The organism is Synechococcus sp. RSCCF101 (genome assembly GCF_008807075.1).
In the GTDB taxonomy this organism is placed as follows: Bacteria; Cyanobacteriota; Cyanobacteriia; order PCC-6307; family Cyanobiaceae; genus RSCCF101.
Map to the genome: position 1 here is coordinate 485,793 of NZ_CP035632.1, position 24,884 is coordinate 510,676.

The window sequence follows — 24,884 nt, forward strand, 5'->3', positions numbered from 1 at the left end:
CCGGACCCACCGCGTTTGTACCGTCGCAGAAACGCGGGATCAAACCGATGGGACTGCTTGTCGACGGGGTCTGGACGGATCAGTGGTACGACACCAGCAGCACGGGCGGCCGCTTCGAGCGCTCCAGGGCCGTCTTCCGCAACTGGCTCACCGCGGATGGCTCCCCCGGGCCGACCGGCCGGGGCGGCTTCGCGGCCGAGGCAGGCCGCTACCACCTCTACGTGTCGCTGGCCTGTCCCTGGGCGCACCGCACACTGATCGTGCGCGCCCTCAAGGGGCTGAACGATCTGATCCCCATCTCCGTGGTGCACTGGTACATGGGCAAGGACGGCTGGACCTTCGCCGATGGCGAGGGTGTGATTCCCGATCCCAACGAGGGGGTGGAGATGCTGCATCAGCTCTACACCCGTGCGGAGGCCACCTACAGCGGCCGCGTGACCGTGCCGGTGCTCTGGGACAAGCAGACCCGCACGATCGTGAGCAACGAATCCTCCGAGATCATCCGCATGTTCAACAGTGCCTTCGACGGCCTGGGCGCGCGTGAGGGCAACTACTACCCGGCTGCGATGCGCTCAGCGATCGATGCCGTGAACGATGTGGTGTATCCGACCATCAACAACGGTGTCTACCGCTGTGGCTTCGCCACTACTCAGGCGGCCTACGAAGAGGCCCTCACGCCGCTGTTCGACAGCCTGGATCAGCTGGAGCAGCGACTCACCGCGCAGCGTTACCTGCTGGGGTCCGAGCTGACGGAAGCGGACGTGCGCCTGTTCACCACCCTGCTGCGGTTTGATCCGGTGTATGTGGGGCACTTCAAGTGCAACCTGCGTCGCATCGCCGACTACCCGGCCCTGTTCGCCTACACCCGCGATCTCTATCAGCACCCCGGCGTGGCAGCCACGGTGAATCTCAATCACATCAAGCGGCATTACTACGAGAGCCATCACACGATCAACCCCACCGGCGTCGTGCCCGTGGGCCCCGAGATCGACTACGGCGCCCCCCATGGCCGTGAGGCCCTCTCAACGATGACCTGATCGCGATGGTGGTGTGCTGGACACGCTCCGGTCATCCACGCCCAGCAGGCAGCCGCAGAGCAGGGAGAAGCCAAAGCTGGACACCAGAAAGAGGCTGAGGGGATCCATGGGTGGGCCTGTTGCGGCTGATCACGACACACCGTCGCCCCGCCCTGGGGGGTTGGTCCGTGATCCCTCTCAGGTCCACCTGTGAGGTTTCTCACAGGGATGCGCACTACAACCGTATCAGTGTTACGGTACGTAAAGATTCCTTGACCCGATGGCAGCCTCCTTCTCTGAGCGTTCCTCCACTCCTCAGGCCGCGTCTGTGGCTGACACCCGTGCTTCCCACGCCGAGCAGCTGCGTCGGGCCGAGCGCTTCAACGGGCGAGCTGCGATGCTCGGTCTGGTGATCGGCGTGGTGGTGGAGGGCCTGACCGGAATGGGTATCGCCCATCAGATCGGTCTTGGGGCGCTCGTTGACGGCTACGCGGCCTGCCGCACGTCCATGCTCCCGTTCTGCTTCTGAGCCGTCTCGGGGGTCATCCGCGGAGTCCACTGCCGGCGTGGTGGTTCACCCGGTTCAACGGTTGCGACGGATGCAGCGCAAGCTGTTATCCCTCTCAACCCGAACGACCACGCTTCCGGCATTGGCAAAGGTTGAGTCCAGGCATTTGACAGGCCCCCTGGACGAAAAGCGCTTCGACCGAAAGTTGACTCGTCGCCCACGTCGTCCCTGCTGCGCCCCTCCGCACACTCTTTCTCTGCCGTTGCGCGGATTCAGCAGGGTCACCCCTGGTCCATCCCGTGTTTCCTGATTGGCGGCAACGCACTCGCGGGCGACGGCCACGGCTTCAGCCACTTTGGCTGTTCGATCAGACCGATCACGAACTCCGAGAAACATCGGGATGGATACGGCGCTCAGCACTCCCAGGATGGCCACGGTCACGATCACCTCAACGAGGGTGAATCCCCGCTGATGCGACTCGGAATCAGCAATGTCTTGCAGACCACTCATGGTGCAGCTCCAGAGCAGTGATATCACGGCTCTATATTAATAATGAATCTCGACGCTGTCAAGACGCAGGATCTGCCCTCGTGTATCTGGCCAATGGCTTTCCTCAAATCATGATTGCTCCTCTGCTGGTTCCATCTGGATGGGATCAGCGAGATCGTAGAAATCACGCATACTGGACTACTTGGAGGCCAGCGGGAGCAGCACGCGCCCACCTCAGAAACAGAATCATCCGGGCTGTGTGATACAGCGACGTCTTGGCTGATCAGCTCCGGGCAGCACACTCGCCACCAGAGGGTTCGACAGAGCCATGGCCGGCAGCGAGAGGCAAGCATCCCTCCTTCAGGCCGATCTGTGCTGATGCGCGCTCAGTCCTCCTCAGCGCGAGATTGACGGGTTCAGTTCACCCCCGCCAGGCGGGACAACGGGGATGTGATCAACCTCACAATCACTCCTGATCGGCATCACGGCGGATCCATCAGGGCCGGCAGATGCTGACTCCATCAGCCGACCTGCCCCCGCAGCGATCCCTTCCATGGCCACCCCTTCCCGTGTTCCCACCAGTGGACTGACGGCCTACATGGGCTCCATCGGTTCCATCTCCCGCCTCACCACCGCTGAGGAGATCGAACTCGGCCGGCGCATCCAGCTCTGGCGCCGTTCCGCCGACCCGGATGGGCCCTGCCGGCGCCGCGGCCGCCGGGCCCGCGATCGGATGATCACGGCCAACCTGCGGTTGGTGGTGGCCCTCGCCCGCTCCTACCGCGACGGAGCTGCACGGCTGGGGTTGAGCTTCTCGGATCTGATCCAGGAAGGGAACATCGGTCTGGCCCGCGCTGCCGACCGTTTCGATCCGGAGAAGGGCTACCGCTTCTCCACCTACGCCACCTGGTGGATTCGCGAGGCGATGGGCCGGTGCCTGGCCGAGCAGGGCCGTCTGATCCGTCTGCCGCTGCAGGTGTCCCAGCTGATTCAGAAGGCGTCGGCGATCCGCCGCAGCAGCCTTCAGGAACGGGGGCGCCTCCCCAGCCGCAGTGAACTGGCGGAGGCGATGGCCCTCAGCCCGGATCGCCTGCGGGGCGTGCTCGGGGCCGCCGCCCTGCGCACCACCAGTGGCGATGTGCGGCTCCACGGCGGTGAAGGCAGCACCCTGCTGGAGCTGCAGCCCGATGCCCGGCGGGAACCGGGCCTGGACCCCACCATCACCGAACTGGCCCTCAAGCCCCTCACTGTCCGGGAGCGGCAGGTGATCCGGGGAGTGGTCTTCGAGGACCGTCCGCTGCGGGAGATGGCGCGCGAGCTGGGCTGTTCCTCAGCCGCGGTGTCTGCCACCAAACGGCGCGCGCTCAACCGGCTGCGGGATCACATGGCCAGCGGCAACGACTCCGCAGCCCCGCCCAGCAGGGCCGTCTGCCGGAAATCCGCCTAACGTCTCGCCACGTTCCGATCCGGCACCGCCGCCCCGCGTCGATGACTGCCAGTGCTCCTCTTCGTCTTGTCGTGGCGCTTGCAGGAGCCACGGGTCTGTTGATCAGCGCCCAGTCTCTGTTCCAGTTCAAAAGCCTGCCGCCGGTCGAAGCGGCACCTCAGATGGCGCAGGGTTACGCCGCCACCCCCCCGAGTCGGGTCTGACACCCTCCTGCGTGGCGGCTTCCCGCCCGTGCCGATCGTTACGGCTTCCTAGCTTCGCGACGGCTTGTTGAAAGGGCGCACCGTGGGCAGCAAATGGGAGAACTTCCTCCGCAATCTGGGTGAGTGGAGGGGGTCCTTCACCACCCTGAATGGCGAGGGCGAGCCGGTGTCGAAAACGGCCTCGGTGCTGACGCTCGAGGCCAACCCCGATCGTGACCTGGTGCACTTCCGACTGGTGCGCCACGCCGACGACACGTTCGACTCGCCGGTCGTCAGCGATAACCGGCAGGACTACCGCGCCCTGGGTCGCCAGGTGGTGTTCTTCTCCAGTGGCTGCTTCTGCAAGGGCAATGAACAGGTGGCGCCCATCACGCCCTTCGGCGCCGAATACGGGTTCCTCACATCAGACCGTCGCCTGCGTCTGGTGCAGCTGTTCGACGAGGCGGGCCGGTTCGACCGCCATGTGCTGATCCGTGAGGTTCTTGCCGGCAGCGACGGACAGGAGCGGCCCCCGCTCAAGCTGGAGGCGCTGGTCGGTGACTGGCAGGGGGAGCGGGAACGCATCGCGGCCGACTGGCCGGAGCCGGAGACGCAATCCTGCAGCCTTCAGGTGCGCCGGGAGGGCTCTGACGGCATCACGGTCGTTGAGGAGGAGGACGGCCAGCGGCGATGCCGCCAGGGGAGGGTGACCAGCCATGGCGTGGCGTTCGAGGGCGAGCGGCCCAGCGCCTGGCATCTGATGGCCGATGGCGGCCTCAGCGATGTGCCCGGGCAGGTGAGCCACCGCGATGGCTTCAGCCTGTCGGTCGGTTGGCTTAGTGAGCCGGGTGTGCTGCAGCGGTTGATCCGCACCTACAACGACCGTGGCGAATGGCTCCACTCCAGCCATGCCGTGCTGCGGCGGGTCGGCTGATCAGCCGCAGCCGTCAGCCGTCGGCTCATGGCCGTGGATTGTGCAGAGCATCGGGCGAGAACCGGCGCTGGTGGCGCTGCAGCCGCTGCTGGCGCTGCAGCCGGCGCAGCTGCAGCTCCTGGTGCTGGATCTGCTGCTGCTGCATCCGGTAGCCCGGCGGCAGACCGTAGCGGTGGCTCCCGGCGCCGGCTGATGACGCTGCCAGCATCACCACGCTGATCAGTCCGGTCACGAGGAACGACAGGTGCAGCGGCATGCGACCTCCAGATGCGGCCTCCTCCCATGGTCGGCGTGATGGCGGAGCCTGTCAGCCGCCGGCCAGGGCCTGCTCGAGTGCCTGATGATCCCGGTCGCGGCGCTGGAGCGACAGGCTGGGCAGTCCCGGCTGCAGCAGGGTGCGGTAGGCCTCCAGGACCAGAGCCTTTTCGTGCTCCAGCTCGGCCCGGCAGTCCCTGGGGCAGATCCGCTCGGCGTCGTCGAGGCCCCGCAGGGCGCTGTTGAGCGTGCCGGCCAGCGCGTTCCGCTGGCTGCGCAGCCGGTTGATCGCGCCGCGGGCTGTGCTCGTGCTGGCGTTGGGCATGGCTGAATCGCCTGAGGTTGCTCTGCTGATTCACTACCGGCGAAACGGCGGCCCGGATGTCGGCTGCTCCATAGATTGCGCGGAGGCACCCTCCGGCGAGCCATGACCCAGCCCACTGCCGCTCAGCCGGTGCTGATCCTGGGTGGGTTTCTGATCGCGTCGGAGGCCTACGGGCCGATGGCCGATGGGCTGCGCGATCGCCAGGGGGTGGAGGTGGAGGTGGTGCCCGTGAGCCGGGCGGACTGGCTGCTCACGGTGTGGGCCATCGGATGGCGCCGGCTGCTTGATCGGGTCGATGACGCCGTTCGCCGGTTGCAGGCCCGCTCCCCCAGTGGCCGCATCACCCTGATCGGCCACAGCTCCGGGGCGGTGATGCTGCGGTTGTTCCTGGGGCCGGAGCCCTTCGCCGGCCGGGTCTACGACGGCCGCCGCCGCTGCAACCGACTGGTGATGCTGGGCGGGCCCCATCAGGCGGTGCGAGCCACCCCCCTGCGCGCCCTGGTGGACCGTCGCTATCCGGGATGTCCCTTTGCCGATCAGGTGGATTACGTCTCCGTCGCCGGTCGTCTGAATCTGGAGGGGAGCTCCGCGAGCGCACTTTCCCGCCGGGGGGCGCGGCGCTCGTACCGCACCATTGCCGGCGACGCTGCCGACGGGATGGAGGGGGATGGCCTGGTTCCGGTCGCCTCGGCTCTGCTGGCGGACTCCCGCCAGCTGGTGCTCGAGGACACGGCCCATGGGCGCCTGTTCGGCGATCACTGGTATGGCTCGCCCGAGCGCCTCAGCCAGTGGTGGCCCTTCGTCCTGGCCGATCCGCCGGCTGCAGCCGCTCCAGGCGAAGGCGGCCGTCGGCGTGGCTGAGCTGCAGAAATCCCAGCACCACCACGGCCACGACGCCCAGCGCTGTGGCTGCCGCGATCATGAACATGATCACGATCTGGTAGCGCACCGCTGCGGCGGGCAGGGCTCCCTCCAGGATCTGGCCGGTCATCATTCCCGGCAGGCTCACCACCCCCATCACGGTCATGGCGTTGATCGTGGGCACCATGGCCACCCGCACGGCCTCCCGCACCACCGACGCGGAGGCCTCCCAGCGACCGGCCCCCACCGCCAGAGCCTGCTCGATGCGATGCCGCCCCTCCTGCAGGCCTCCCATGAGGGTGTCGAGCCCCAGGGAGATGCCGTTGAGGGTGTTGCCCAGCACCATGCCCAGCAGAGGAATCAGGTACTGGGGGTCGTACCAGGGGGCCGGACGGAGGATGCCGCCCACGGCCACGCCCGTGACCAGTGCGGCGCTCGTGAGCACCGACACCATGCTGCTCAGGTGAATGCCCGGGAAGCGCTGGCGGGTGCGGCTCACGGCCGAGTGGCCCGCCACGCTGCCCATCAGCAGCGCCAGCAGCAGAATCACGCCGGGGCTGTCCTGCCGGAACACCCAGCCCAGGGCGGTTCCGGTGAGTAGCAGCTGCACCACCATGCGCAGGGAGGCGGTGACCAGCCCCCTGGCCAGCCCGAGTTGCAGCAGGGCCGAGAGGCCCACGTTCACCAGGATCAGGCTGGCGGCTCCAACCAGCTGTAGGGGGCCGATCGGGATCGCTCCGGAGCCGCCTGCGGCGGCTGTGCCCAGGAGCCAACCGCTCATCGCGTCATCGCGGCCGCCGACGACGCGGCGGGCAGTGGCTGCACCCGCCCGCACAGCCGGCGGATCTGACGCGGGTCGTGGCTCACGATCAGCAGCGCGCGCTCGCCGCCCGTCTGCCAGGCCAGCAGCAACTGCTCCAGACGGTGACAGGTGGCCTGATCCAGGGAGGCCGAGGGTTCATCCAGCAGAAGCACGGCCGGATCGAGCTGCAGCGCCCGCAGTAGGCCGAGCAGCTGACGTTCACCGCCGGAGAGATGCTCCGTGCGGCGCTCCAGGAAGGACTCGGGGCGCCCCAGGTGCCGCAGCCACTGCTCCAGGCGTCGCTGCGGCCAGCCGCGGTGGCGGTGCACGGCATAGCGGAAGGGCTGGCGCAGGTCATCGGCCACCGTGCCGCCCAGTGCCACCGGTTGCTGGGGCACGTAGCTCACGCGGGAGCGCCACTCCTGCAGGCCCCACTGCTCCGGCGACCGTTGCGCCAGCTGGAGCGTGCCGCTCTGCAGCCGCTCGAGACGGGCCACCTGACGCAGCAGCAGCGTCTTGCCGCTGCCGGAGGGACCGATCAGCCCGACCCGCTCACCCGCGCGAAGATCCAGGTTCAGCCCATGCCACAGCCAGGCTCCCGCCAGCCGGCAGCTGAGATTGCGGGCTTCCAGGATCACGCGTCCGGCCCACGCAGGGTTCCCTGCTCGTGCACGATGGGAGCCAGCACGAGAAAGAGGGTCCACCAGCCCAGCACGGCCAGACCCACCAGGCTGGAGAGCCAGATCCGGTGCAGCAGCAGCCAGGACCCCGCGATCATCGCGGAGCCGGTGAGCAGGAGGGTCCAGGGCTGGCACCACCAGGGCTTGTGGCTCCAGAAGCCGCCATCGGTCCCCGATCCGGTGCCGGCAGGGGCGGCAGAAGGCTGATCCTGTGAGGGAGCGCTCATGCGGGCCGCCGGCACTGGGCTCATCCTGCCCGCTTGGTGGCGACGCGCACAGCGCACGGTGCGGGCCGCGGGCGAGAAGGATGCCCTTCATGCCCGAGTGGATGGATCGTCCAACAGCTTTCGCGGCCATCGCCCTGGCGGCCGTCTCCTGGGACGGCCGGCTCACCAAGGCGGGCTCGCGCTCCCTGCGCCACGTTCTCGACTACCGCCAGCCTTACTCCTCCTGGAGCGATGGCCGGATGGTGTCACTCATGGATGGGCTCCTCGTCTCCCTGCGGGAGATGGGACCCGAGGCCCTGATGGCGGAGGCCTCGCGTGAGCTGCCCGCTCACCTCCGGCAGACCGCCTTCGCCACGGCGGCGGAGATCATGCGCTCGGACGGCAGCCTGGAGGAGGAGGAAGAGCGCATCCTGGGCCGGCTCTCCCAGTTGCTCGGCCTGGAGACCCAGCAGACCCGGGCGATCATCGAAGTGATGGATGTGCTGCACACCAGCCTGGAGGACATCCCCCTCTGAGCCCTCGTGGCTCACCAGCCTGGGTGGATACCGCCTCGTGGAGCAGATGCCAGGGCGCTTCAGAATCTCTTAACCAAAAGTGTGAGTGAGCACACCGAATCCAGGGGTGCACGGTTGCACACTGACGCGACCGACGTCACGACCTGCCCACCCATGCTCTCTGAAACGTTGCCGATGGTTTCGGTTCAGTGTCTGAGCTGGGAAGCCAATGGCCAGCTCGACGACAGCGACTATCGCAGCGTGGTGTTGCGCCTGATGCAGTGGGATCCCCAGGCAAATCTCGACCTGCTGCGCATCACCGGCGCTGAGCTGCTCACGGCGGCCGACTGATGCCCCTGGTTCGTCTCCACACCTCCGCCCCCGCCCCCACGACGGATGTGCTCGCTGCCCTCCAGGGGGCTCTTTCCTCCAGCGCGGCCAGCCTGCTCGGCAAGCCTGAGCGCTACGTGATGACCCTGCTGGAGACGGGCCTCACCATGGGCTTCGGCGGTGATGCCAGCCAGCCCACGTGCTACATGGAAGTGGCGAGCGTGGGCCAGCTGAAGCCGGAGCAGACGAGCCGGATCAGTGCCGCCTTCTGCGCTCTGGTGGAGCAGCATCTGGGCGTTCCGGCCGACCGCACCTACATCGCCTTCACTCCGGCTCAGGGGCATCTCTGGGGCTGGAACGGCAGCACCTTCGGCTGAGCGGGGCCCCTGAGGCCGGCAGCGGAGTGCACGACCGATCAGGCCGTGGCGCTCTGCTGGCGGCTGACGCCGTAGGCCACGCCTCCTGCGGCCGCCAGGGTGAGGGTGCCGGCTGCCGCCAGGAAGAGCAGGGTCTGGAGCGCCAGCAGCAGCAGGCCGATCGCCGAGGCCACCTTGATCTGCACCTGCGCCTTGATCAGCAGGGTGAGCAGCAGCAGCACCGTGGCTTTGAGGCCGGCGATGGTCGCCGCGCTGATCGGGCAGGGCAGCGGTAGCGGCAGGGGCACGGGAAGGAGCATCGGAACCGGCGCGATGGGGAACGATTCTGGCGTTCGATCCCCGCCGGTCACGGCGCGGCCCTGCGCTCCGGGAGCGGTGACTGCGGATGCAGCCTCGCCGCGCCACCGAGAGCCTCGAGCCAGATCAGCACCGCCAGCCAGTGGATCAGCACCGCGGGCAGCAGGGAGCCGCTGAGCCCGTAGGCCAGCGAGCAGGCCAGCCCCAGCAGCGTGGCCTGGGTCAGGAAGCGGGGATCGCGGAAGAGCGTGCGGCCCGGCCGGTACCAGAGCCGGCCGGCCAGCGGGTGGTAGAGCACGAACAGGCCCGTGCTCAGAGCGATCCAGGCCGCCATCCGCCAGGGACTCAACCCCTCCAGGGGATGGGGCAGGAGCAGCCCGCGGAACAGCACCTCCTCCAGCAGAGCGGGTGTGATCAGCAGCTGCAGCGCCCGGAGTGGCAGCAGGAGACGGCTCCGCGAGCGCGCCTCACCGCTGGCTCCCGGCTGAGGGGGGATCAGGAAGCCGCTGGTGCGGCCGATCGGGATCGCCACGGCGGCATAGAAGCCGAGCACCAGCAGCGACGGCCCGATCGAGCCACGCCGCAGCGGCGGGATCAGGGCATCGGAGAGCCGTCGCAGCGCTTCGCCGACCGGCCGCAGGCCGCCCAGCACTCCCGTGGCCGGCACCGGGTCCAGGCGGGGATCCCGGCCCGGGATCTGGTCGGTGTTGAGAAGCCGCAGCGGCAGACCGTGCTGAAGGAAGGTGGCGGCGTAGGCATCGAAGGCCCGGCGCGGCAGCATCGAGCGCAGGCTGAGCAGGGCGTCGAGCAGCCGCTGGCTGCTCTGGAAGCCCGCACTCCAGCCGGTGTCCGCCTCCCCCTGCCAGCGTCCTGTGCCGGCACTGAGGCCAAGGCCGGATTCCGCCACAGACCCTGGCTCGCCCGTTCTGGCCAGCCGCGTGACATCGGCGTTGCGGCGCCAGTCGCTGCGGGCGGTGCCGAAGGGCGTCAGCAGGTCATTGAGGGCCTCTCCCAGGGAGCCGACCGGTCCGTCGGCACTGTTCAGGGCGATCCAGAGAGCCTGGCTCGAGTCCTGAACGCAGGAGGTGGCCGGGGTCACCAGGGCCACCCCGCCGCCGTCACCGCTGCGGTAGCGGGCACTGATCAGCTCGGTCTGCAGAGCCAGGGCATCCAGGGCCTGGTCCGGAAGCGGGACGAGCGCATCCGAGATGGGCCGCAATCCCACCCAGCCGCGCCGGAGATCTCCGGCGTAGGTCGACCGGTCCTGGCTGCCGGAGACGATGCCGTTGGGGTTGTTGGCATAGATCTGGTGGTAGGTGATCTGAAAGCGCAGATCCCGACTGAGGGGATCGCGGACCACTTCTGCCTCGCCGAAGGCGAAATGCCCGCTCACGGTCCAGGCCGGCGATCGTTCCCCATCGACGCCGCCGATTCCACCGAAGCTGTGCATCAGCAGGCCCCGGTCGCCCTCTTTCCAGTCGGGTCGGTGGCCTGGATGCAGCTCCGTGCTGTCGGCCCGACCCCGCTGGCGGCGTCGGGGATCCCAGTTGTCGCGGTGGATGTAACGCAGCGCAGCGCCCTTCCCCTCGATCGTCCGGCCGGCCTCCACCAGTGTCACAGCGCGGGGGTCGATCGCCTGCACGGTGAAGATCCCATCGGCGGCTGGTGCCCCGTTGATCCACCAGCCCTCCCGGTTCAGCGGTGAGGCGGCCAGGCCCAGGGGATCGATCACCCGTCGCCCGAAGCGATCGCGCGGCAACTGCGGAATCCGGATGGTCTCCTCGGGTCCGCTGAAGTCGCCGCTGCCTGCCTCGAAGTGCCGGACCCGGAACAGGTCGCCATCGCCCGCGGCCGGCAGGGGCTCGAGCACCTGCACCAGCCCCTCCCATCGGCCGGTGATCTGCACCGGCGGAAGCGCGATTGAAAGGCCTTCAGCGGTGACGCTCACCCCCTCGAGGGCCACAGTCACATCGTCGTCGGGGCGGGCTCCGGCCAGCGACTGCAGCGGGCCGATGGCGCTCCGGCCATTGAGCCGATCGGGGACCACGTTGTGGTCCTCCCGGGCCTGCCGTGCGCTCTCGCCGAAGCGGATGTCGGTGGTGACGGCCCGCACCAGGCGGTCCAGCTCGGGTTGGTCCGCCCAGCCCAACCTGAGTGTCTGTCCCACCAGCTCCCGGTGGGGTTCCGGTGCCTGCTCCAGCTCAATCCAGACCCAGTCACCGCCATCGCCGGCGGAAGGCAGGATCAGTCGCCCCATCCAGGCTGCGTGCGGCCGGTAGAGACCGTCCGCAGGCTCGAGGTCGATCGGATAAGCCTCCGGCCTGCTCCAGGGAGAGCGACGGATGAGGGCGTCGCTGCTGCTGGCGAGCGGAGCCTGCGGCGTGCCCTGCGTCTGCGTTGAGGGCTCGCCCCTGGCCGGCGGCAGGGTGGTGATGGATGGGACCAGCCCGGCGGGCGCTGCGGCGAGAAGCAGTCCCAGCAACGCCAGCAGAACGGCGCGGGCGGATCGGCGGATCGGGTTCACTGAGGCCTCTCGGCGATCACCGCGAAGAAGGGATCGCCCTTGCCGCCGATCCAGCCGAGCGGTCCGGGAGCGCGGGTGTCCTCCGCCAGCAGCTGTGGGCGGGGCCAGCCCTGGGCCATCAGGACGCTGCTGATGGTGAGCAGGTGGTCCCTGTCGCCGCCATCGGTCCACACCTGCGGTGCCTTGGTGAAGAACATGCGGTTGCTGAAGGCCACGATCAGCTGGCCGTGGGGTCGCACCACCCGCAGCAGTTCCGCGGCCACGGCCTCAGGTTGCTGCAGGTACTGCCAGCCGGCAACGATCAGCGCTGCATCGACGCTGCCATCGTCCAGCGGCAGGGTCTGATCCCGGTTGAGGTTCTGCACCCAGCGCTGGTCGAGCCGGGGGTTGGCGGCCAGCTCCTGCTCGTTGAGGCCATGGCCGATCACCCGGTCGTAGCGAATGTCGTCGGGCAGGTGGCTCACCCAGCTGCTCATCAGATCGAGCACGGTGGCGCAGGGTGGCAGCCGCTCCCTGTAGAGCTCGGTCAGCCGCTGGCGGAAGCCTCCGTCCAGGTGCTGCACGAAGCGGGGTTCGGCGTAGAAGAGGCTGTCATCGCTGTCGTCGAGCTTGCGGCGCTGGGCGTCGCTGAGCACGGTCACCACCATGGCGCTCGGAACGGTGGCCTCCATCCTGGTGGCCGGCGGCATGGTCTGAGTACGGTCGAGCCGCGCCGTTCCGCAGGCCCATGGCTCTTCGCATCGCCATCGCCGGAGCCGGCAGCTCCGGTCTCCTGCTGGCGCTGATGCTGCAACGGGCCGGTCACGACGTGGCCCTGTTCGAGCGGGCCCCGGCTCCCCGTACCGATGGCTGCGGCATCCTGCTGGTGAGCCGGGGTCTGCAGGCCGTGGCCGAGGCGGGTGAGCCGGGGTTGCTGGATGCCCTTCTGGCCTGCGGCGCTCCGGTGCAGCGCTTCCATGTGCGCAACCTGCGCGGGGATGTGATCAACGTGGCCGATGCGGACCACGACCCGGAGCTCCCCCCCAGCCTGCTCATTCACCGCGGGGCGATTATGCGAGCGCTCCTGAGCCGCATCGATCCGGTCGGCCTGCACTGCGGCTCGGCGGTGACCGGGTGCCGGACGGTGGCGGATGGCGTGGAGGTGCAGCTGGAGGATGGCTCCACCTGGCGGGGCGACGGCCTGATCGGAGCCGACGGCCTGTTCTCCCGGGTGGCCCCAGCCGTGACGGCCGATCGCGAGTTGCATTACCTCGGCGATCGGGTCTGGCGGGGGGTGGTGGACGACCCGGAGGGCTTCTGCGGCGAAGGCGATTTCTATGTGTATGCCCGCGGGCGGGGCATCTACGCCAACTTCTTCCACCTGGGCCATGGACCCGGCGGTGTTCTTCGCACCCACTGGGGCTTCTTCAATGAGGAGCGGCTGCCGCCCGATCGAGCCAGCCAGCGTGAGAAGCTCACGCAGCCGATCCCCGAGGAGGCGATCGCCAAGCTCAGTGCCGATGCGGCGGCCCTGATCACCTCCACACCAGCGGATCAGGTGGTGGCCAACTGGTCCTTCGACATCGAGCCGCTGCCGTGCCTCAGCCGTGGACCCGTGGCTCTGATCGGCGATGCGGCCCATGCCATGAGCTCCTCCCAGGCGCGCGGCATGACGGCGGGCCTGGAGGATGCCGTCTGTCTGGCCCACTGCATCGGCACCGGCAGCGGAGGTCTTGCCTTCGCGTTGCACCGCTACGAGCAGGAGCGACTCCCCGTGGTGCACCGCTACCAGCAGCGGAGCCGGGAGGTCAGCAGCAAGGTGGGGCGTCGGCGCCCGGCGGGGACGGCACCAGCCAATTAACGAAGGAGGGCCTCCTCGTCGATCATGGTCACGTGGCGGTAGATGCCGTTTTCGAACAACTGGGTGGTGCGGACCCGCTCACGCTCGCTGATCAGCGTGATGACTTCGTTGTAGTGCGTCGCCACACCGTTCAGCGTGCGATTGCCGTTGTAGAGAATCAGGCTGTCGCTCACCGCCCAGGCCACACCGGAGAATGCCCTGGCCTTTTCCCCGGCCAGTGTGTACACCTCATCGGTGAGGGGAAACACCAGCTTCCCCTCGATGAAGTGGCCGTGGTAGCTGCTGACCCGCTCCGACTCGCTTCCGATGCGAACCGTGTTCGTCTGCACGTAACGGGCCCCATCGATGCTGATTTCCACCCGCACCCTGTCGGTATCGATGCACTGCCCCTCCCGTGAGATGCGGCGGGCCGTGCCCTCCCAGCGGGCGCAGTGTCGACGAAACACCAGTGGCACCCCATGGTCATCGAGGCTGACCTCCGGGATGCCATCCAATCGATCCGGGAAGAAGTCAGCCTGGGTTGGTGACGGCATGCCTGACCTCTGAACCTTGGCCCAGCATCATGAATCCAGGCCCAGCAGCGCCATGGTCGACCCCCTGATCGAGGCGGCGCGGGCCGCAGCCCGCCGTGCCCATTGCCCCTATTCCCACTTCGCCGTTGGGGCGGCGGTGCGCTGCCGCGACGGGACGGTGCTGCCTGGCTGCAATGTGGAGAATGCGAGTTACGGGCTCTGCCTCTGCGCCGAGCGGGTGGCGCTGTCCGCCGCAGTGGCGGCTGGACGGGAACCGGTGGAGCTGGCGGTCTGCTGCGCCTCGGCTGGTGCCGACGCGCCGGCGGGATCCCGCATGCCGTGCGGGGCCTGCCGGCAGGTGATGGCCGAACTGATGCCGCCCGAGAGCCGCGTGCATGTGGATGGTGTGGGCGTGTTCCGCGTCAGCGACCTGATGCCGGAGCCGTTTCGTCTGAACTGAGCCACTCCGGGCGTCGGAACACAGAAGGCGACGACATGCCCCATCGGCCTGCTGATCGGGGCGGCCTGATCATCCATCAACAGGCCCATTCATGACCGAAGCCCGGAGCAAACGCCCCGGGCCCTGGAATCATCCACCGCTCAAAGGTGGCTGCGTCGATCTGTGAAAGGATCGATCAAAACTGTTCAGTTTTCAGAGGGGTCGGAGCTGCTGGCGCTGGCCCTGGGGCCAGGTAACCAGTGGGGACTCCCGTTGGGTCCGGGGCACCTGGGACGGTGCAATGGACGGCGACTGAGCAACACGCCAGGGAGGCCAGGAATCGGTTGAGAGTGTTGGAGCAGGGTCCGAAACGTCAGCTCACTCCTGACATCTGCTGCGGCGGGGTGTCATCCATGTGCTGGCGCCTCCTGAATCCCGTTGCCAACACTTTCACCCCGATCTGTGCAGGGAAGCAAGGGGGTCTGACCAGGCCGACATGGCTCTTCACTCAGCGTGATTCTTGTTCACCACAACACGTTGAAGAGATTCTCCAGTAGCTGCCGTCGTGCTCCCCCGGTGGCTGCGCCGTGTCGCTCCTGCTGGCTGCGCAGCAGCATGGCGGCGCCATCGCCGAGGGCGCTGCGGATGAAGGCGCCGTCCTCCTCGATCCACTGCTCCACTCCCTCCCGCTCCACCTCCACATGGAACTGGAGGCCGCAGGCTGTCTCCCCGATCCGGAACAGCTGCTCCAGGCAGCGCTCGCTGCGGGCGAGCAGGCGGGCGCTCGCCGGCAGCAGGATGCGGTCTCCGTGCCAGTGCAGCACATCCAGCCGCTTCGGCAGCCCCGCCAGCATCGGATCGGTGCGTTCCTCCGCCATCAGCTCGATCGCTCCCCAGCCCACCTCCGGCTGGGGCCTGGGCGGACGCCCTCCCAGCAGCGGCTCCACGTTGCCGCCGGCGGCGTGGGCGAGAAGCTGTGCCCCCAGGCACACCCCGATCACGGGTGTGCCCTTCTCCAGCGAGTGGCGGATCAGGTCGGACTCGGCTTTCAGCCAGGGGTAGGCCGGGTTCTCCAGATCGCCCACACCCATGGGTCCTCCCAGCACGAGCAGGCCGTCTCCGCCCCCCGGCTCCGGCAGTGGATCACCACGATCCAGTCGCCGGACCTCCACCTCAAGGCGGTGGGCCTTCGCCATGGACGCGAAGAGCCCGGGGCCCTCCCGCGCCAGGTGCTGCAGGACCCATAACCGTGCCATGACGCCACTTCGATCCAGCCGCCCCACTCTGACGGTCTCTGCGGCTGTTGCAGCGCTTCCGCCCGCAGCGAAAGTGGGGTGAGTGCCGGAGCGTTCCGCCATGCCGAGCCTGCGCCTCAGCATCGATACATCCGGTCCCGTCTCCTGCCACCCCGTCACCGACCGGTTGCGCCGGTTCGTGGCCGACAGTGGCATCCGCGACGGCCTGCTGGTGGCCTGCGGTCTGCACACCACCATGGCTCTGGTGGTGAACGAGATGGAACCGCGCCTGCTGATGGACCTGGAGCAGTGGCTGGCGCGGCTGGCCCCGGCGGCAGAGCCCTGGAAGCACAACGATCTCGAGCTGCGACCCGACATCCCTGCCGATGAACCCTGCAACGCCCACGCCCATCTCCAGGCCCTGTTGCTGGGAAACCAGGTGCACCTGCCCCTGATCGAGGGTGAGCTGGCTCTGGGCACCTACCAGGACGTGATCCTGGTGGAGCTCGATGGGCCCCGCCGCCGCCAGGTGGTGGTGCAGCTGCAACCGGAGAGTCATGAGCCGCAGGAACCGATCTCCTGGGGCTGATGGGGGTGACGACGGCGGATCCGGGACCCATCTCCCTGCCGGCACATCCCGATGGCTGGCTCGGCCCGGATGGTCGGGTGCCTTGGCGTGACGCTCCCCTCACCGTGCTGCTGCTGCATGGCTTCACCGGTTCCCCCTCCAGCCTGAGGCCGGTGGCCGACCAGTTGCATGCGCGGGGTTATGGGGTGGAAGCGCCGTTGCTGGCGGGCCACGGCACCCGCCTGGAGGATCTGATGCCGGTGCGGCGCTCCGACTGGACGGCCCAGGTGGCGCAGTGGTGCGAACAGCTCGGCAAGCGGGGGCCGCTGGTGCTGGGTGGGCTGTCGCTCGGGGCATTGCTGGCCCTGCAGGAGGGGTTGCGCCAGGGAGGCCCCTCCGGTCGTTTGCGCGGCCTGCTGTTGTTCGCTCCGCCGATCGGGGTGCGCGATCCACGCCGTTTCCTGGCCCCGCTGCTGGTGCGGCTGGTGACCACCCTGCCCAAGCAGACCGACTGGTTCGCCGATCCCGACGCCGCTGCCGGCATGTGGTCCTACGACCGCTTTCCCGCGGCCTGCAGCATGGAGTTGCTGCGCCTGATGGGTGAGGTGCGCCGGCAGTGTCGCGCCCTGGCACGGCCGGTGCTGCCCCTGCCGACGCTGCTCGTGGGCAGCCGCCGCGATCCGGTGGTGAGCGCCACCGGGTTGGAATGGCTGGCCCAGCGGCTCGATCCGACCATCAGCCGGCTGCACTGGCTGGACCGCAGCGGCCACGTGCTCACCCTCGATCTTCAGTGGCCCGAGCTAGCCGACCTCAGCCTGGCGGCGCTGGCGTCATGGTCGTGACGGCTGGGAGGGCCATTCAGTCCCAGCGAACCGGATCACTGCCGCTCGGCAGCCCACCCGGCAGGAGCGGATGGTCCAGCAGATCGGCGGTGACCGTGTCGCAGATGGTGTTCAGCGGCAGCGAGAAGCTGCTGCCGTCGCGGTCGAAGGGGCCCTCCACGTACGACCCGATGCGCTCGGCCACCAGGAAGCCCAGACAGAGCACCCCCCCGATCAGCTGGGAGGCGCCCCGGTGAAACTCGAGCAGCAGCTCGAGTCCGTAGACCCAGGTGATCAGCCGCACGAAGACATCATAGCTGGCAGGAATCGGGGTGTTGCGGATGCGCTGCAGACCGCCGATGGCCTCCAGGCTGGCATTGGCCACTCCAACCAGCTGCTGGCGCCCGAAGGCATCAATCCAGCCGTCGTCGTGAAGCTCGCCGATGGCCTCAGCCCGGAGACGGCAGAGCTGCTGCAGGGACAGGCTGCGCTTCAGCAGCAACGCATCCAGGTGCTGGTCCACGGCCTGCCGCAACTCGGGGCGCCAGAAATTGCGCAACTCGAAGTTCAGCAACCAGACCTGGATCACCTGCAGTTGCAGCAGTTGGCGGAGCCTCGGGCCATCGCGCCTGTTGCGGGGGATGTGGGCTGTGAGTGTGTCGCGCCACTGACGGCTGCTGTTCACCATGGCGCCCCAGAGCTGACGTGCTTCCCACCAGCGACCGATGGCCTGCGTATTGCGGAAAGCGATGAAGATCGAGACGGCGATGCCCAGGACCGACAGTCCGGTGCCGGTGAGGTACAGGCTCTGCAGGGTCGATCCGCTCACGGCGACCGCCCCGTAGAGCAGCGCGAAGAGCAACAGGTCCAGGCGCATGCGCCAGAGCAGCTGCCAGAGCACCAGGGCGTAATCGCGACGGCCGGTGCGGGGTGGATCCGCTCGGGTCATGTCGCCACGAGCCGCACGGGCCGGGCCGGGCCGAGGGTGAAGCCGCGCCGCCGTGGCGCGATCGCACGATCGCTCTCCGGCGCCAGCTGCAGGCTGTGCTCGCTCAGGATCGTCGCCAGAACCAGCTTCATCTCGTAGAGCGCCAGGGAGGCCCCGATGCAGCGGCGCACGCCGCCGCCGAAGGGCAGGAATCCCCCCGGTTCGACGCTGCGCCCGAGGAAGCGATCCGGATTGAAGCGGAGTGGCTCGGGATAGAGGTCGCTGCGCTCGTGCACCGACTGGATGCAGCCGATCAGCACATCCCCCGCCTCGAAGGCATGGCCGGCCAGGCTCAACGGTTCCTCCACCAGCCTCGGCAGCATCAGCATCGCCACCGGATGGATGCGCAGCACTTCGTTCACCACAGCCGCGAGATAGGGCAGCCGGCTGAGGGTGTCGGGGTCCAGCCCCGGGTTGTCGGCCAGCTCGGCTCTGAGCGTGGCCGTCACCTCCGGCTGGCGATGCAGCCAGTAGAGCGCCCAGGTGAGTGCCGTGGCGGTGGTTTCGTGACCCGCGAACAGCAGCGTCAGCAGTTCGTCGTGCAGTTCGGCGTCGCTGAGGCCCTCCCCCTGCTCATCGCGGCAGGCCAGCAGCAGGCTGAGCACATCGGATCGCGGCTCCGCCTGGCCCGTGCCCTCCAGCTCCTTTCGCCTCTCGGCGATCTCCCGGAGCAGCAGCTGTTCGATCTCGGCGCTGATCCGGCGCAGGCGGCCGCCCGGACTCCAGGGGCCGACGTCCCGTCGCAGGAGAGGAAAGAACAGCAGCAGGGAACCGATCCGCCCGGCCCGCATCTCGATGCTGGTGCCCAGCAGCCGGCGCAGCCGCTGGTGGCGCTGCCCCTCGCTCAGGCCGAACACGGCCGAGAGGATCACGCCCATGGTGATCGTCTGCATCCGCTCGCGCGCATCGAAGCGCATGCCGGGGCTCAGGTCGGCCATGGCGGCGCGGGTCAGGCCGATCACTGTCTGGCCGTAGGCGCGCAGCCGCTCGCCGTGAAACGGTGGCGTCAGCAGCTTGCGCCGGGCCCGGTGGGGCCGGGGTTCCAGCAGCAGAATCGACTGCTCGCCCACCACCTGCGCGAGCAGTCCGCTGAGCCGACCGGGAGCTGTGATCCCACGGCCCGCGTCGCGGCCCATCAGCTCCTGCAGGATTGCCGGGTCGTTGATCAGCACCTGCTGGGGCGGCAGCGTCGGCGACATCCGCACCCGCACCGCCCCGTCGTGGGCCTGGAAGCAGCGCCGGTAATACCCGATCGGATCGAGCACCACCTGCAGCGTCTGCGTGCGGGCTCCCAACTCCAGCGCGGGAATGGGCCGGGCAACCATGGGCGCGGACGCGATTCGGGGGCATTGTCCTGCCATGGCCAACTGGTTCATCGCACTGGCGTTGCCCGGGAGCGCGGGCTGGCCATCGTGCTGCCAGGGGCTTCCTCCGGGCATGCGGCTGCTGGCTGCTGAGGACCTCCACGCCACAGTGGCCTTTCTCGGCGCCTGCGGTGAGGCCCGCGCCCTGGCGGCCTGGCGCGCCCTGGCGGAGCAGCGGCATCCCCCGATCGAGGCGACCGCGGCCGGCTGGCGGGCGATGGGATCCCCCGAGCGTCCGTCCGCTTACGCGCTGGTGCCGGGGATGGGCCGGGGCACCCTTGAGAGGCTGATCGGCCGGTGGCGGGAACCGGCGCTGGAGGCCGCCGGGTTGCCCCGGGACCGCCGCCCGCCGCTGGCCCACATCACCCTCACCCGTCCGCCCCGGCGCCGCGCTGCTGCCCTGAAGCCCGCGATGGACCGCTGGCTGCGGACCGCCCCGGTTCCCGATCATCCGGTGCGCTTCGAGGAGCTGGCGCTCTACACCTGGGCGGAGGAGCGCTCGAGGCGACTGTTCCGGATCGTGGAGCGCAGACCCTTCAGTGCGGTTGGGTCTGCATGACCCTTCGCGGCCGATGTGGTGCCCTGGAGACGGCCGTGTCTAGGGTGATGAGTGTGCCTGGGATGAAGGCATGAAAGCGACTCTGGATTCCTACCAGGACATCATCGAGCATCTGCACGATGGTCTGTACTTCGTTGATCGCAATCGTGTGATCACCTTCTGGAATCACGCGGCTGAACGCATCTCCGGTTACAAGGCAGAGGAGGTTGTGGGCCGATCCTGTTCTGACAACATCCTCACCCATGTGGATGCGGACGGCAATCAGCTCTGCCTGGGTCTGTGTCCGCTCGCGGCCACGATGGACGATGGCAGCCCGCGCGAAGCGGATGTGTACATGCACCACAAGGATGGGCATCGCATTCCGGTGGCGGTGCGCGTCAGCCCGATGACCGATGACCAGGGCCGCATCACCGGTGGCATTGAGCTGTTCAACGACATCAGCAATCAGGCTGCCAACGAGCTGCGGGTCAAGGAGCTCGAGCGCATGGCCTACCTGGACCCGCTGACGCGGCTGGCGAACCGGAACTACATCACCCAGGAACTGACCGCACGCTTCCAGGAGCACGAGCGCTATGGCGTTCCCTTCGGTGTGCTGTTCATGGACATCGATCACTTCAAGCGGTTCAACGACACCTACGGCCACGACGTGGGTGATCAGGTGCTGCAGCTGGTGGCCAACACCTTCACCACCAATGCCAGGCCCTTCGATCTCTTCGGTCGCTGGGGTGGCGAGGAGTTCCTTGCCGTGATCCGCAATGTGACGCCGCACGATCTGCGGGCCACCGGTGATCGCATGCGCATGCTGATCGAACACTCCTACCTCAGCCACGAGCGCACCAAGCTCAAGGTGACCATCTCCGTGGGCGCCACCCTCGTGCTTCCGGACGATGATCAGGACTCGCTCGTGAAGCGTGCCGACGATCTCCTCTACCGGAGCAAGGCCGACGGGCGCAACCGCATCACCATGGGCTGATCAGCGGCTGAGGCGGGCTTCAGCTGGAGGCTGAGGTGTAGAAGCGCAGGGCGAAGCGCCAGAACAGGCGGCTGATCAGCAGCAGGGCCGCCGCCATGGCCAGGGCGCCGCTCAGCCAGGACAGGCTGGCCCGCCCGAGCAGCGCCTCCGCCGGAACGGTGGTGAGGAACGCCACCGGCAGCAGGAACGTGAACACCAGCCGCAGGCCGCTGGGAAAGGCCGAGATCGGATACCGGCCCGCCATCAGTAAGGCCCGCAGCACTTCCGTGGCGTTCCACACCTTCACGAACCAGATGCTGGTGGTGGCCAGCAGGAACCAGAGGCTGTACAGGATCAAGGTGCTGCAGAGCAGCATCAGCAGAGAGGCGGCCGCTGTGGCCAGCGAGCCGCCGCCTCCGCTGCGGGCCAGTCCCACTCCGATCAGGGAGGCCCCCGCCAGGATCGAGGGGAGCCCCCAGGGTGAGATCAGCCGCAGCGACACCCAGAGCTGGCTGTCGAGCGGCTTGAGCAGCACGAAATCGAGGGTGCCGTTCTGCACATGGGACACGATGCGGCTCAGGTTGGGCTGGAGCAGCATCACCGTGAAGCCCTCGAGCAGGGTGTAGCAGCCCAGAACCACCAGCGAGGCCGGCCAGCTCCAGCCACCGAGGCTGCGGCCCTCGCCGAAGAAGAGCGAGAGCACGAACAGGCTGCCCGCCAGATTGCCGGCCACCGCCAGCACCTCCACCGCCACGTTGAGCGGGTACTCCAGCTCGCTCGCCAGGCTGCTGCTCCAGAAGCGGCCCAGCAGCGTCGCCAGCCTGGCCTTCCGCACCGGTTCCATCAGGCGCCCATGGCCGAATAACGGCGCACGCCCAGCCGCCAGGCGGCGATGCTGATCGGGAGCAGCAGCAGGCCCCAGCCCGCGAGAGCCAGAAAACCCGCGGCCACATCCACCGGTTCCCCCGCCAGCAGCCGCGCCGGGAAGGCGAGGAAGTAGGGGAAGGGCGTGGCCATCGCCAACCGGCGCACGTTCTCTGGGAAGGTCTCCAGCGGGGCCACCAGGCCGGAGAGGAACAGATAGGGAATCAGCAGCAGCCGGTCCACGGCGCTGGCGCGCTCGCTCCAGAAGCAGAGCATGGCGAAGATCCAGTGCAGCAGGAAGCGCACCCAGAAGGCGGCCATGGTGGCCAGCAGCGCCAGCAGGGCCCCGACGGGGCTGGGTCGCCAGAAGCTGGCGGGATGGACCATCACCACCCCCGCCAGCATCAGGGCCACGAACGGCAGCCGGGTGAGCTGTTCGGAGAGGTGGGCGCTCACGTAGCGCCAGAAGGGGGGCAGCGGCTGGAGCAGGTACGGGGAGAGCCGACCCTCCAGCGAGTCCTCCTCGAAGGAGAACATCACCCAGACGATGGTGAACTGCCGCACCACGAACACCGAGAGGAAGTAACGGCTCAGCTGGGAGCCGCTCAGCCCGGCGGCCGCCGCGGCGCCCGCATCGCTCCAGAGGCCCAGCATGATCAGGGGCAGCACACCCGCGAGCGCCCACAGGGCGATCTCGGCCCGGTACTCGAGCATCACCGCGTACTGGCTGCCGAGCAGCACCCGCGCCAGCCGCCAGAGCCTCATGCCGCCCCCCGGCGGAACAGGTCCCCGATCAGCTCCTCCACAGGCGGATCGCTCACCTCGAGATCCTCCAGCTCGAAGCGCTGCAGCAGCTGCGCCACCGCCTCGGTGAGCTGATCGCGCGGGATGCGCAGGCGCACCAGGGTGCCGTCGTGCTCCTCGATCTCCCCGTAGGCGGCGAACACCTCCGCTGGCTGGGGCTGGCGCAGCTCCAGGCGCACCGAACGGCAGGGGGCCAGCCGCTCGGTGAGCGCGTCGAGGGCACCGTCATGCATCAGCCGGCCCCGGTGAATGAGCAGCACGCGCGGGCAGAGAGCCGTGATGTCGGCCATGTAATGGCTCGTGAGCAGCATGGTGGCCCCGTGGCGGCGGTTGTAGCGGGCCAGAAAGTCCCGCACCCGCACCTGGGCATTCACGTCGAGTCCGAGGGTGGGTTCATCGAGAAACAGCACCGCCGGACGATGCAGCAGGGCGGCCAGCAGTTCGGCCTTCATCCGCTGCCCGAGGGAGAGCTTGCGCACCGGACGGGTGAGTTCCTCCCCCAGCTCGAGCATGTCGGCCAGTTCGTCGATGCGGCGACGGGCCTCGCCATCGCTGAGGCCGTAAACCGCGGCGTTGACCCGCAGGGAATCGAGCGGTGGCAGATCCCAGAGGAGCTGCTGCTTCTGCCCCATCACCAGGGTGATCTGACGCAGAAAGGCGGACTGGCGTCGCCAGGGCTGATGACCCGCCACCCGCACGTCGCCGCCGCTCGGATGGATCAGCCCGCAGAGCATCTTGAGGGTGGTGGTCTTGCCGGCGCCGTTCGGCCCCAGGAAGCCCACCATCTCGCCGGGGGCGATGCGGAAGCTCACATCCTGAACCGCGTTCACATCGCGGCTGCGCCGGGCCACCAGGTGCCGCAGCGTGCCGCGCCAGCCCGGCTGCTTCTCGGCCACCCGGTAGGTCTTGCGCAGGCCCCTGGCCTCGATCAGTGCCACCACCCCCGGCCTCAGCTGGCACATTAGGCAGCACCGCCGGAGAGCGTTTCCCGATGCTGCTGCCGCTTCTGGGCGCGGTGCTGGCCACCCTGCCCACCGGGTTGCCCGAGGATCTGAGCCGTCTGGTGCGCGCCCTGGAGGGCCACGGCTTCGAGGTGCGCTTCGCTCCGCCGCCCCGCCGCGGGGTCTACGGCCTCTACGAATCCGGAAGCCGCCGTCTGTGGGTGGCGCCGGTCACGATCCCGCTCGGCATCGCCCGCCAGACCCTGATCCACGAGGCGACCCACGCGGTGCAGAGCTGCCCCTCAGGCCGGCTCTCCCCGATCGGCGTGACCGTGAGCCTGAACCCCGTGGTGGAGCGGGAGATCAGCGCCATCCTGCTCAAGAGCTACCGGCACAGCGGCAACAGGGCCGTGGAGCGGGAAGCGTTCCATCTGCAGGGCCAGCCCGATGCCGTGCCGATCCTGCTGCGGGCCATGGAGCAGCGCTGCCGCTGAGGCCGCGCTCACTCAGTCGCGCTCGTCGGCGGGCGCATCATCGGTGGCGGATGCGTCGTCGCTGCCGCTGCTCTCCTGCTCGTCGGCGGCCATCTGGCGCACCAGCAGGCCGCGCTGGTATTCGGTGGAGAGGGACTGGAGATGCTGGCGCGCCTGGCTCTGCAGCTCGTCGGGCACCTGTTCGAGGGCACGCCCGGCCGGGATGCGCATCTGGATCACCAGGTTGAGGGCGTCGAACAGACGCACCTGATCGCTCTGCCAGCCCTGATAGTCGCGGGCGGCGTGAACCAGCTCCTCGGGTGGCCCCCCTTCGCCCCGCTGACGCTCTATCTGGTTCTGGACCGCCTGGAGCTGGGCCAGCCGGGCTGAGGAGATCAGGGCGTGGGCGGCACCGAAGGCCGCCAGGGCATCGGCGGCTTCCCGCCTGAGCACGGACAGATCCCTCCCCAGCACCGCATCTTCGGCCGAGAGGGGTGGCCGCAGGGCCGGACAGGCAGTGGCTTCCAGCTCAGCGGCGGTCGCCACCAGCTTGGGGGAGGGGAGCGATCGGGGGGCCGGCCCTGAGGCCGGCAGGCGCACATCCAACCGTTCGGCGAGGTGCAGCAGCAGGCCGCTGAGCCGCCGCCGGACCCGCCGCCAGAGGCTCAACCTGGCGGTGGTTGAGCGGCGGTGGGTGACGGCAGAGGCCATGGGTCGCTCTGAACGCATGTTTCGCTCCTCCCACACTCTTAGGTCAGTCCAGCCTGTCGCGGCCG

General features: G+C 68.6%; 32 protein-coding genes. 15 read left to right on the forward strand and 17 right to left on the reverse strand.

The annotated features are described in order from the left end of the window. Positions 1 to 47: 47 nt before the first annotated feature. Entirely contained in the window at positions 48 to 1,037 is a 990-nt protein-coding gene (locus EVJ50_RS02380) for a glutathione S-transferase family protein (RefSeq protein ID WP_150882189.1), read from the forward strand. Positions 1,038 to 1,296: 259 nt separating this feature from the next. Next, positions 1,297 to 1,545 (forward strand): chlorophyll a/b-binding protein, encoded by a 249-nt coding sequence (locus EVJ50_RS02385; RefSeq protein WP_150882190.1) that lies wholly within the window; start codon positions 1,297 to 1,299, stop codon positions 1,543 to 1,545. A gap of 54 nt (positions 1,546 to 1,599) precedes the next feature. On the opposite strand, the gene EVJ50_RS15310 is transcribed toward EVJ50_RS02385, so the two are convergent. Further along, entirely contained in the window at positions 1,600 to 2,034 is a 435-nt protein-coding gene (locus tag EVJ50_RS15310; protein ID WP_150882191.1) for a type IV pilin protein, read from the reverse strand. A gap of 532 nt (positions 2,035 to 2,566) precedes the next feature. On the opposite strand from EVJ50_RS15310, the gene EVJ50_RS02395 reads away from it, so the two are divergent. Both EVJ50_RS02395 and EVJ50_RS02400 read left to right on the forward strand, forming a co-directional pair. After that, positions 2,567 to 3,460 (forward strand): RNA polymerase sigma factor RpoD/SigA, encoded by an 894-nt coding sequence (locus tag EVJ50_RS02395; protein ID WP_150884797.1) that lies wholly within the window; start codon positions 2,567 to 2,569, stop codon positions 3,458 to 3,460. 285 nt (positions 3,461 to 3,745) lie between these two features. Continuing rightward, entirely contained in the window at positions 3,746 to 4,576 is an 831-nt protein-coding gene (locus tag EVJ50_RS02400) for a DUF3598 family protein (protein WP_150882192.1), read from the forward strand. A gap of 25 nt (positions 4,577 to 4,601) precedes the next feature. Here the strand turns inward: EVJ50_RS02400 and EVJ50_RS14480 are convergent, their stop codons facing one another. Together EVJ50_RS14480 and EVJ50_RS02410 are read right to left on the reverse strand one after the other, a co-directional pair. Beyond that, positions 4,602 to 4,832 carry a hypothetical protein gene (locus EVJ50_RS14480; protein ID WP_191964840.1) on the reverse strand — a complete coding sequence of 77 codons (231 nt, stop codon included), beginning with the start codon at positions 4,830 to 4,832 and terminating at the stop codon, positions 4,602 to 4,604. Between the two features lie 51 nt (positions 4,833 to 4,883). Next, complete coding sequence (locus EVJ50_RS02410) at positions 4,884 to 5,156, reverse strand: hypothetical protein (protein ID WP_150882193.1); 273 nt, start codon at positions 5,154 to 5,156, stop codon at positions 4,884 to 4,886. 102 nt (positions 5,157 to 5,258) lie between these two features. Between EVJ50_RS02410 and EVJ50_RS02415 the strand changes: the two genes are divergently transcribed. Beyond that, complete coding sequence (locus tag EVJ50_RS02415) at positions 5,259 to 6,017, forward strand: triacylglycerol lipase (protein WP_150882194.1); 759 nt, start codon at positions 5,259 to 5,261, stop codon at positions 6,015 to 6,017. On the opposite strand, the gene fetB is transcribed toward EVJ50_RS02415, so the two are convergent. The 3 genes from fetB to EVJ50_RS02430 are packed head-to-tail and all read right to left on the reverse strand — an operon-like array spanning position 5,938 to position 7,726. Continuing rightward, the gene (fetB, locus tag EVJ50_RS02420) at positions 5,938 to 6,798 is read right to left on the reverse strand and encodes an iron export ABC transporter permease subunit FetB (protein WP_150882195.1); all 861 of its coding nucleotides are present in this window, start codon (positions 6,796 to 6,798) and stop codon (positions 5,938 to 5,940) included. The genes EVJ50_RS02415 and fetB overlap by 80 nt on opposite strands. Further along, positions 6,795 to 7,457 (reverse strand): ATP-binding cassette domain-containing protein, encoded by a 663-nt coding sequence (locus EVJ50_RS02425; protein WP_150882196.1) that lies wholly within the window; start codon positions 7,455 to 7,457, stop codon positions 6,795 to 6,797. The genes fetB and EVJ50_RS02425 overlap by 4 nt, the downstream gene beginning before the upstream one ends. Further along, positions 7,454 to 7,726 carry a DUF6737 family protein gene (locus tag EVJ50_RS02430; RefSeq protein WP_150882197.1) on the reverse strand — a complete coding sequence of 91 codons (273 nt, stop codon included), beginning with the start codon at positions 7,724 to 7,726 and terminating at the stop codon, positions 7,454 to 7,456. The genes EVJ50_RS02425 and EVJ50_RS02430 overlap by 4 nt, the downstream gene beginning before the upstream one ends. Positions 7,727 to 7,827: 101 nt before the next feature. Between EVJ50_RS02430 and EVJ50_RS02435 the strand changes: the two genes are divergently transcribed. From EVJ50_RS02435 to EVJ50_RS02440, 3 genes are all read left to right on the forward strand, one after another. Beyond that, positions 7,828 to 8,241, forward strand: a complete 414-nt coding sequence (locus tag EVJ50_RS02435; RefSeq protein ID WP_150882198.1) for a tellurite resistance TerB family protein — start codon at positions 7,828 to 7,830, stop codon at positions 8,239 to 8,241. Between the two features lie 174 nt (positions 8,242 to 8,415). Then, the gene (locus EVJ50_RS14485; protein ID WP_191964841.1) at positions 8,416 to 8,571 is read left to right on the forward strand and encodes a hypothetical protein; all 156 of its coding nucleotides are present in this window, start codon (positions 8,416 to 8,418) and stop codon (positions 8,569 to 8,571) included. After that, positions 8,571 to 8,927, forward strand: coding sequence for a phenylpyruvate tautomerase MIF-related protein (locus EVJ50_RS02440; RefSeq protein ID WP_150882199.1), 357 nt, complete (start codon positions 8,571 to 8,573; stop codon positions 8,925 to 8,927). Before EVJ50_RS14485 ends, EVJ50_RS02440 begins: the two co-directional genes overlap by 1 nt. Before the next feature lie 38 nt (positions 8,928 to 8,965). Here the strand turns inward: EVJ50_RS02440 and EVJ50_RS02445 are convergent, their stop codons facing one another. From EVJ50_RS02445 to EVJ50_RS02455, 3 genes are read right to left on the reverse strand one after another with little or no spacing between them, the layout of a single operon-like run. Further along, complete coding sequence (locus EVJ50_RS02445) at positions 8,966 to 9,226, reverse strand: hypothetical protein (RefSeq protein ID WP_150882200.1); 261 nt, start codon at positions 9,224 to 9,226, stop codon at positions 8,966 to 8,968. Positions 9,227 to 9,273: 47 nt separating this feature from the next. Continuing rightward, the gene (locus tag EVJ50_RS02450) at positions 9,274 to 11,748 is read right to left on the reverse strand and encodes a type II CAAX prenyl endopeptidase Rce1 family protein (protein WP_225323041.1); all 2,475 of its coding nucleotides are present in this window, start codon (positions 11,746 to 11,748) and stop codon (positions 9,274 to 9,276) included. Further along, positions 11,745 to 12,395, reverse strand: a complete 651-nt coding sequence (locus tag EVJ50_RS02455) for a class I SAM-dependent methyltransferase (protein WP_150884799.1) — start codon at positions 12,393 to 12,395, stop codon at positions 11,745 to 11,747. Before EVJ50_RS02455 ends, EVJ50_RS02450 begins: the two co-directional genes overlap by 4 nt. Positions 12,396 to 12,475: 80 nt before the next feature. Between EVJ50_RS02455 and EVJ50_RS02460 the strand changes: the two genes are divergently transcribed. Next, positions 12,476 to 13,588 carry an NAD(P)/FAD-dependent oxidoreductase gene (locus tag EVJ50_RS02460; protein WP_150882201.1) on the forward strand — a complete coding sequence of 371 codons (1,113 nt, stop codon included), beginning with the start codon at positions 12,476 to 12,478 and terminating at the stop codon, positions 13,586 to 13,588. Here the strand turns inward: EVJ50_RS02460 and EVJ50_RS02465 are convergent. Further along, the gene (locus EVJ50_RS02465; RefSeq protein ID WP_150882202.1) at positions 13,585 to 14,121 is read right to left on the reverse strand and encodes a hypothetical protein; all 537 of its coding nucleotides are present in this window, start codon (positions 14,119 to 14,121) and stop codon (positions 13,585 to 13,587) included. The two genes, EVJ50_RS02460 and EVJ50_RS02465, sit on opposite strands and share 4 nt — an antisense overlap. Positions 14,122 to 14,173: 52 nt before the next feature. On the opposite strand from EVJ50_RS02465, the gene EVJ50_RS02470 reads away from it, so the two are divergent. Next, positions 14,174 to 14,560, forward strand: coding sequence for a cytidine deaminase (locus tag EVJ50_RS02470; protein WP_150882203.1), 387 nt, complete (start codon positions 14,174 to 14,176; stop codon positions 14,558 to 14,560). A 503-nt stretch (positions 14,561 to 15,063) separates the two neighbouring features. Here EVJ50_RS02470 and EVJ50_RS02475 read toward each other — a convergent pair. After that, complete coding sequence (locus tag EVJ50_RS02475) at positions 15,064 to 15,795, reverse strand: type 1 glutamine amidotransferase (RefSeq protein ID WP_150882204.1); 732 nt, start codon at positions 15,793 to 15,795, stop codon at positions 15,064 to 15,066. Positions 15,796 to 15,895: 100 nt separating this feature from the next. Between EVJ50_RS02475 and EVJ50_RS02480 the strand changes: the two genes are divergently transcribed. Together EVJ50_RS02480 and EVJ50_RS02485 are read left to right on the forward strand one after the other, a co-directional pair. Then, on the forward strand, positions 15,896 to 16,363 hold the full coding sequence (locus EVJ50_RS02480) for a secondary thiamine-phosphate synthase enzyme YjbQ (RefSeq protein ID WP_150882205.1): 468 nt from the start codon (positions 15,896 to 15,898) through the stop codon (positions 16,361 to 16,363). After that, positions 16,363 to 17,184, forward strand: coding sequence for a carboxylesterase (locus tag EVJ50_RS02485; RefSeq protein WP_150882206.1), 822 nt, complete (start codon positions 16,363 to 16,365; stop codon positions 17,182 to 17,184). Before EVJ50_RS02480 ends, EVJ50_RS02485 begins: the two co-directional genes overlap by 1 nt. Positions 17,185 to 17,200: 16 nt before the next feature. Here EVJ50_RS02485 and EVJ50_RS02490 read toward each other — a convergent pair whose 3' ends face one another. Together EVJ50_RS02490 and EVJ50_RS02495 are read right to left on the reverse strand one after the other, a co-directional pair. Further along, entirely contained in the window at positions 17,201 to 18,112 is a 912-nt protein-coding gene (locus EVJ50_RS02490) for a bestrophin family ion channel (RefSeq protein WP_150882207.1), read from the reverse strand. Continuing rightward, entirely contained in the window at positions 18,109 to 19,476 is a 1,368-nt protein-coding gene (locus EVJ50_RS02495; protein WP_191964842.1) for a cytochrome P450, read from the reverse strand. Before EVJ50_RS02495 ends, EVJ50_RS02490 begins: the two co-directional genes overlap by 4 nt. Positions 19,477 to 19,510: 34 nt before the next feature. Between EVJ50_RS02495 and EVJ50_RS02500 the strand changes: the two genes are divergently transcribed. Together EVJ50_RS02500 and EVJ50_RS02505 are read left to right on the forward strand one after the other, a co-directional pair. After that, on the forward strand, positions 19,511 to 20,074 hold the full coding sequence (locus EVJ50_RS02500; protein ID WP_191964843.1) for a 2'-5' RNA ligase family protein: 564 nt from the start codon (positions 19,511 to 19,513) through the stop codon (positions 20,072 to 20,074). A 70-nt stretch (positions 20,075 to 20,144) separates the two neighbouring features. Continuing rightward, positions 20,145 to 21,047 (forward strand): sensor domain-containing diguanylate cyclase, encoded by a 903-nt coding sequence (locus EVJ50_RS02505; RefSeq protein ID WP_150882210.1) that lies wholly within the window; start codon positions 20,145 to 20,147, stop codon positions 21,045 to 21,047. A gap of 19 nt (positions 21,048 to 21,066) precedes the next feature. On the opposite strand, the gene EVJ50_RS02510 is transcribed toward EVJ50_RS02505, so the two are convergent. From EVJ50_RS02510 to EVJ50_RS02520, 3 genes are read right to left on the reverse strand one after another with little or no spacing between them, the layout of a single operon-like run. After that, positions 21,067 to 21,870, reverse strand: a complete 804-nt coding sequence (locus EVJ50_RS02510; RefSeq protein WP_150882211.1) for an ABC transporter permease — start codon at positions 21,868 to 21,870, stop codon at positions 21,067 to 21,069. Further along, complete coding sequence (locus EVJ50_RS02515; protein WP_150882212.1) at positions 21,870 to 22,655, reverse strand: ABC-2 family transporter protein; 786 nt, start codon at positions 22,653 to 22,655, stop codon at positions 21,870 to 21,872. Before EVJ50_RS02515 ends, EVJ50_RS02510 begins: the two co-directional genes overlap by 1 nt. Continuing rightward, positions 22,652 to 23,626 carry an ATP-binding cassette domain-containing protein gene (locus EVJ50_RS02520; RefSeq protein WP_150884800.1) on the reverse strand — a complete coding sequence of 325 codons (975 nt, stop codon included), beginning with the start codon at positions 23,624 to 23,626 and terminating at the stop codon, positions 22,652 to 22,654. Before EVJ50_RS02520 ends, EVJ50_RS02515 begins: the two co-directional genes overlap by 4 nt. Positions 23,627 to 23,685: 59 nt before the next feature. Between EVJ50_RS02520 and EVJ50_RS02525 the strand changes: the two genes are divergently transcribed. After that, positions 23,686 to 24,129 (forward strand): hypothetical protein, encoded by a 444-nt coding sequence (locus EVJ50_RS02525; RefSeq protein WP_150882213.1) that lies wholly within the window; start codon positions 23,686 to 23,688, stop codon positions 24,127 to 24,129. Positions 24,130 to 24,141: 12 nt separating this feature from the next. Here EVJ50_RS02525 and EVJ50_RS02530 read toward each other — a convergent pair whose 3' ends face one another. After that, the gene (locus EVJ50_RS02530) at positions 24,142 to 24,819 is read right to left on the reverse strand and encodes a hypothetical protein (RefSeq protein WP_150882214.1); all 678 of its coding nucleotides are present in this window, start codon (positions 24,817 to 24,819) and stop codon (positions 24,142 to 24,144) included. Positions 24,820 to 24,884 lie beyond the last annotated feature (65 nt).

Coding starts and splice junctions, on each gene's coding strand:
- EVJ50_RS02440 (WP_150882199.1), top strand. CDS start 8,571: ATGCCCCTGGTTCGTCTCCACACCTCCGCCCCCGCCCCCACGACGGAT.
- EVJ50_RS02480 (WP_150882205.1), top strand. CDS start 15,896: ATGCCGAGCCTGCGCCTCAGCATCGATACATCCGGTCCCGTCTCCTGC.
- EVJ50_RS02490 (WP_150882207.1), bottom strand. CDS start 18,112: ATGACCCGAGCGGATCCACCCCGCACCGGCCGTCGCGATTACGCCCTG.
- EVJ50_RS02530 (WP_150882214.1), bottom strand. CDS start 24,819: ATGGCCTCTGCCGTCACCCACCGCCGCTCAACCACCGCCAGGTTGAGC.
- EVJ50_RS15310 (WP_150882191.1), bottom strand. CDS start 2,034: ATGAGTGGTCTGCAAGACATTGCTGATTCCGAGTCGCATCAGCGGGGA.
- fetB (WP_150882195.1), bottom strand. CDS start 6,798: ATGAGCGGTTGGCTCCTGGGCACAGCCGCCGCAGGCGGCTCCGGAGCG.
- EVJ50_RS02430 (WP_150882197.1), bottom strand. CDS start 7,726: ATGAGCGCTCCCTCACAGGATCAGCCTTCTGCCGCCCCTGCCGGCACC.
- EVJ50_RS02485 (WP_150882206.1), top strand. CDS start 16,363: ATGGGGGTGACGACGGCGGATCCGGGACCCATCTCCCTGCCGGCACAT.
- EVJ50_RS02460 (WP_150882201.1), top strand. CDS start 12,476: ATGGCTCTTCGCATCGCCATCGCCGGAGCCGGCAGCTCCGGTCTCCTG.
- EVJ50_RS02410 (WP_150882193.1), bottom strand. CDS start 5,156: ATGCCCAACGCCAGCACGAGCACAGCCCGCGGCGCGATCAACCGGCTG.
- EVJ50_RS02395 (WP_150884797.1), top strand. CDS start 2,567: ATGGCCACCCCTTCCCGTGTTCCCACCAGTGGACTGACGGCCTACATG.
- EVJ50_RS02455 (WP_150884799.1), bottom strand. CDS start 12,395: ATGGTGGTGACCGTGCTCAGCGACGCCCAGCGCCGCAAGCTCGACGAC.
- EVJ50_RS02385 (WP_150882190.1), top strand. CDS start 1,297: ATGGCAGCCTCCTTCTCTGAGCGTTCCTCCACTCCTCAGGCCGCGTCT.
- EVJ50_RS02445 (WP_150882200.1), bottom strand. CDS start 9,226: ATGCTCCTTCCCGTGCCCCTGCCGCTACCGCTGCCCTGCCCGATCAGC.
- EVJ50_RS14485 (WP_191964841.1), top strand. CDS start 8,416: ATGGTTTCGGTTCAGTGTCTGAGCTGGGAAGCCAATGGCCAGCTCGAC.
- EVJ50_RS02500 (WP_191964843.1), top strand. CDS start 19,511: ATGGCCAACTGGTTCATCGCACTGGCGTTGCCCGGGAGCGCGGGCTGG.
- EVJ50_RS02525 (WP_150882213.1), top strand. CDS start 23,686: ATGCTGCTGCCGCTTCTGGGCGCGGTGCTGGCCACCCTGCCCACCGGG.
- EVJ50_RS02465 (WP_150882202.1), bottom strand. CDS start 14,121: ATGCCGTCACCAACCCAGGCTGACTTCTTCCCGGATCGATTGGATGGC.
- EVJ50_RS02515 (WP_150882212.1), bottom strand. CDS start 22,655: ATGAGGCTCTGGCGGCTGGCGCGGGTGCTGCTCGGCAGCCAGTACGCG.
- EVJ50_RS02380 (WP_150882189.1), top strand. CDS start 48: ATGGGACTGCTTGTCGACGGGGTCTGGACGGATCAGTGGTACGACACC.
- EVJ50_RS14480 (WP_191964840.1), bottom strand. CDS start 4,832: ATGCCGCTGCACCTGTCGTTCCTCGTGACCGGACTGATCAGCGTGGTG.
- EVJ50_RS02475 (WP_150882204.1), bottom strand. CDS start 15,795: ATGGCACGGTTATGGGTCCTGCAGCACCTGGCGCGGGAGGGCCCCGGG.
- EVJ50_RS02435 (WP_150882198.1), top strand. CDS start 7,828: ATGGATCGTCCAACAGCTTTCGCGGCCATCGCCCTGGCGGCCGTCTCC.
- EVJ50_RS02470 (WP_150882203.1), top strand. CDS start 14,174: ATGGTCGACCCCCTGATCGAGGCGGCGCGGGCCGCAGCCCGCCGTGCC.
- EVJ50_RS02415 (WP_150882194.1), top strand. CDS start 5,259: ATGACCCAGCCCACTGCCGCTCAGCCGGTGCTGATCCTGGGTGGGTTT.
- EVJ50_RS02495 (WP_191964842.1), bottom strand. CDS start 19,476: ATGGTTGCCCGGCCCATTCCCGCGCTGGAGTTGGGAGCCCGCACGCAG.
- EVJ50_RS02510 (WP_150882211.1), bottom strand. CDS start 21,870: ATGGAACCGGTGCGGAAGGCCAGGCTGGCGACGCTGCTGGGCCGCTTC.
- EVJ50_RS02505 (WP_150882210.1), top strand. CDS start 20,145: ATGAAAGCGACTCTGGATTCCTACCAGGACATCATCGAGCATCTGCAC.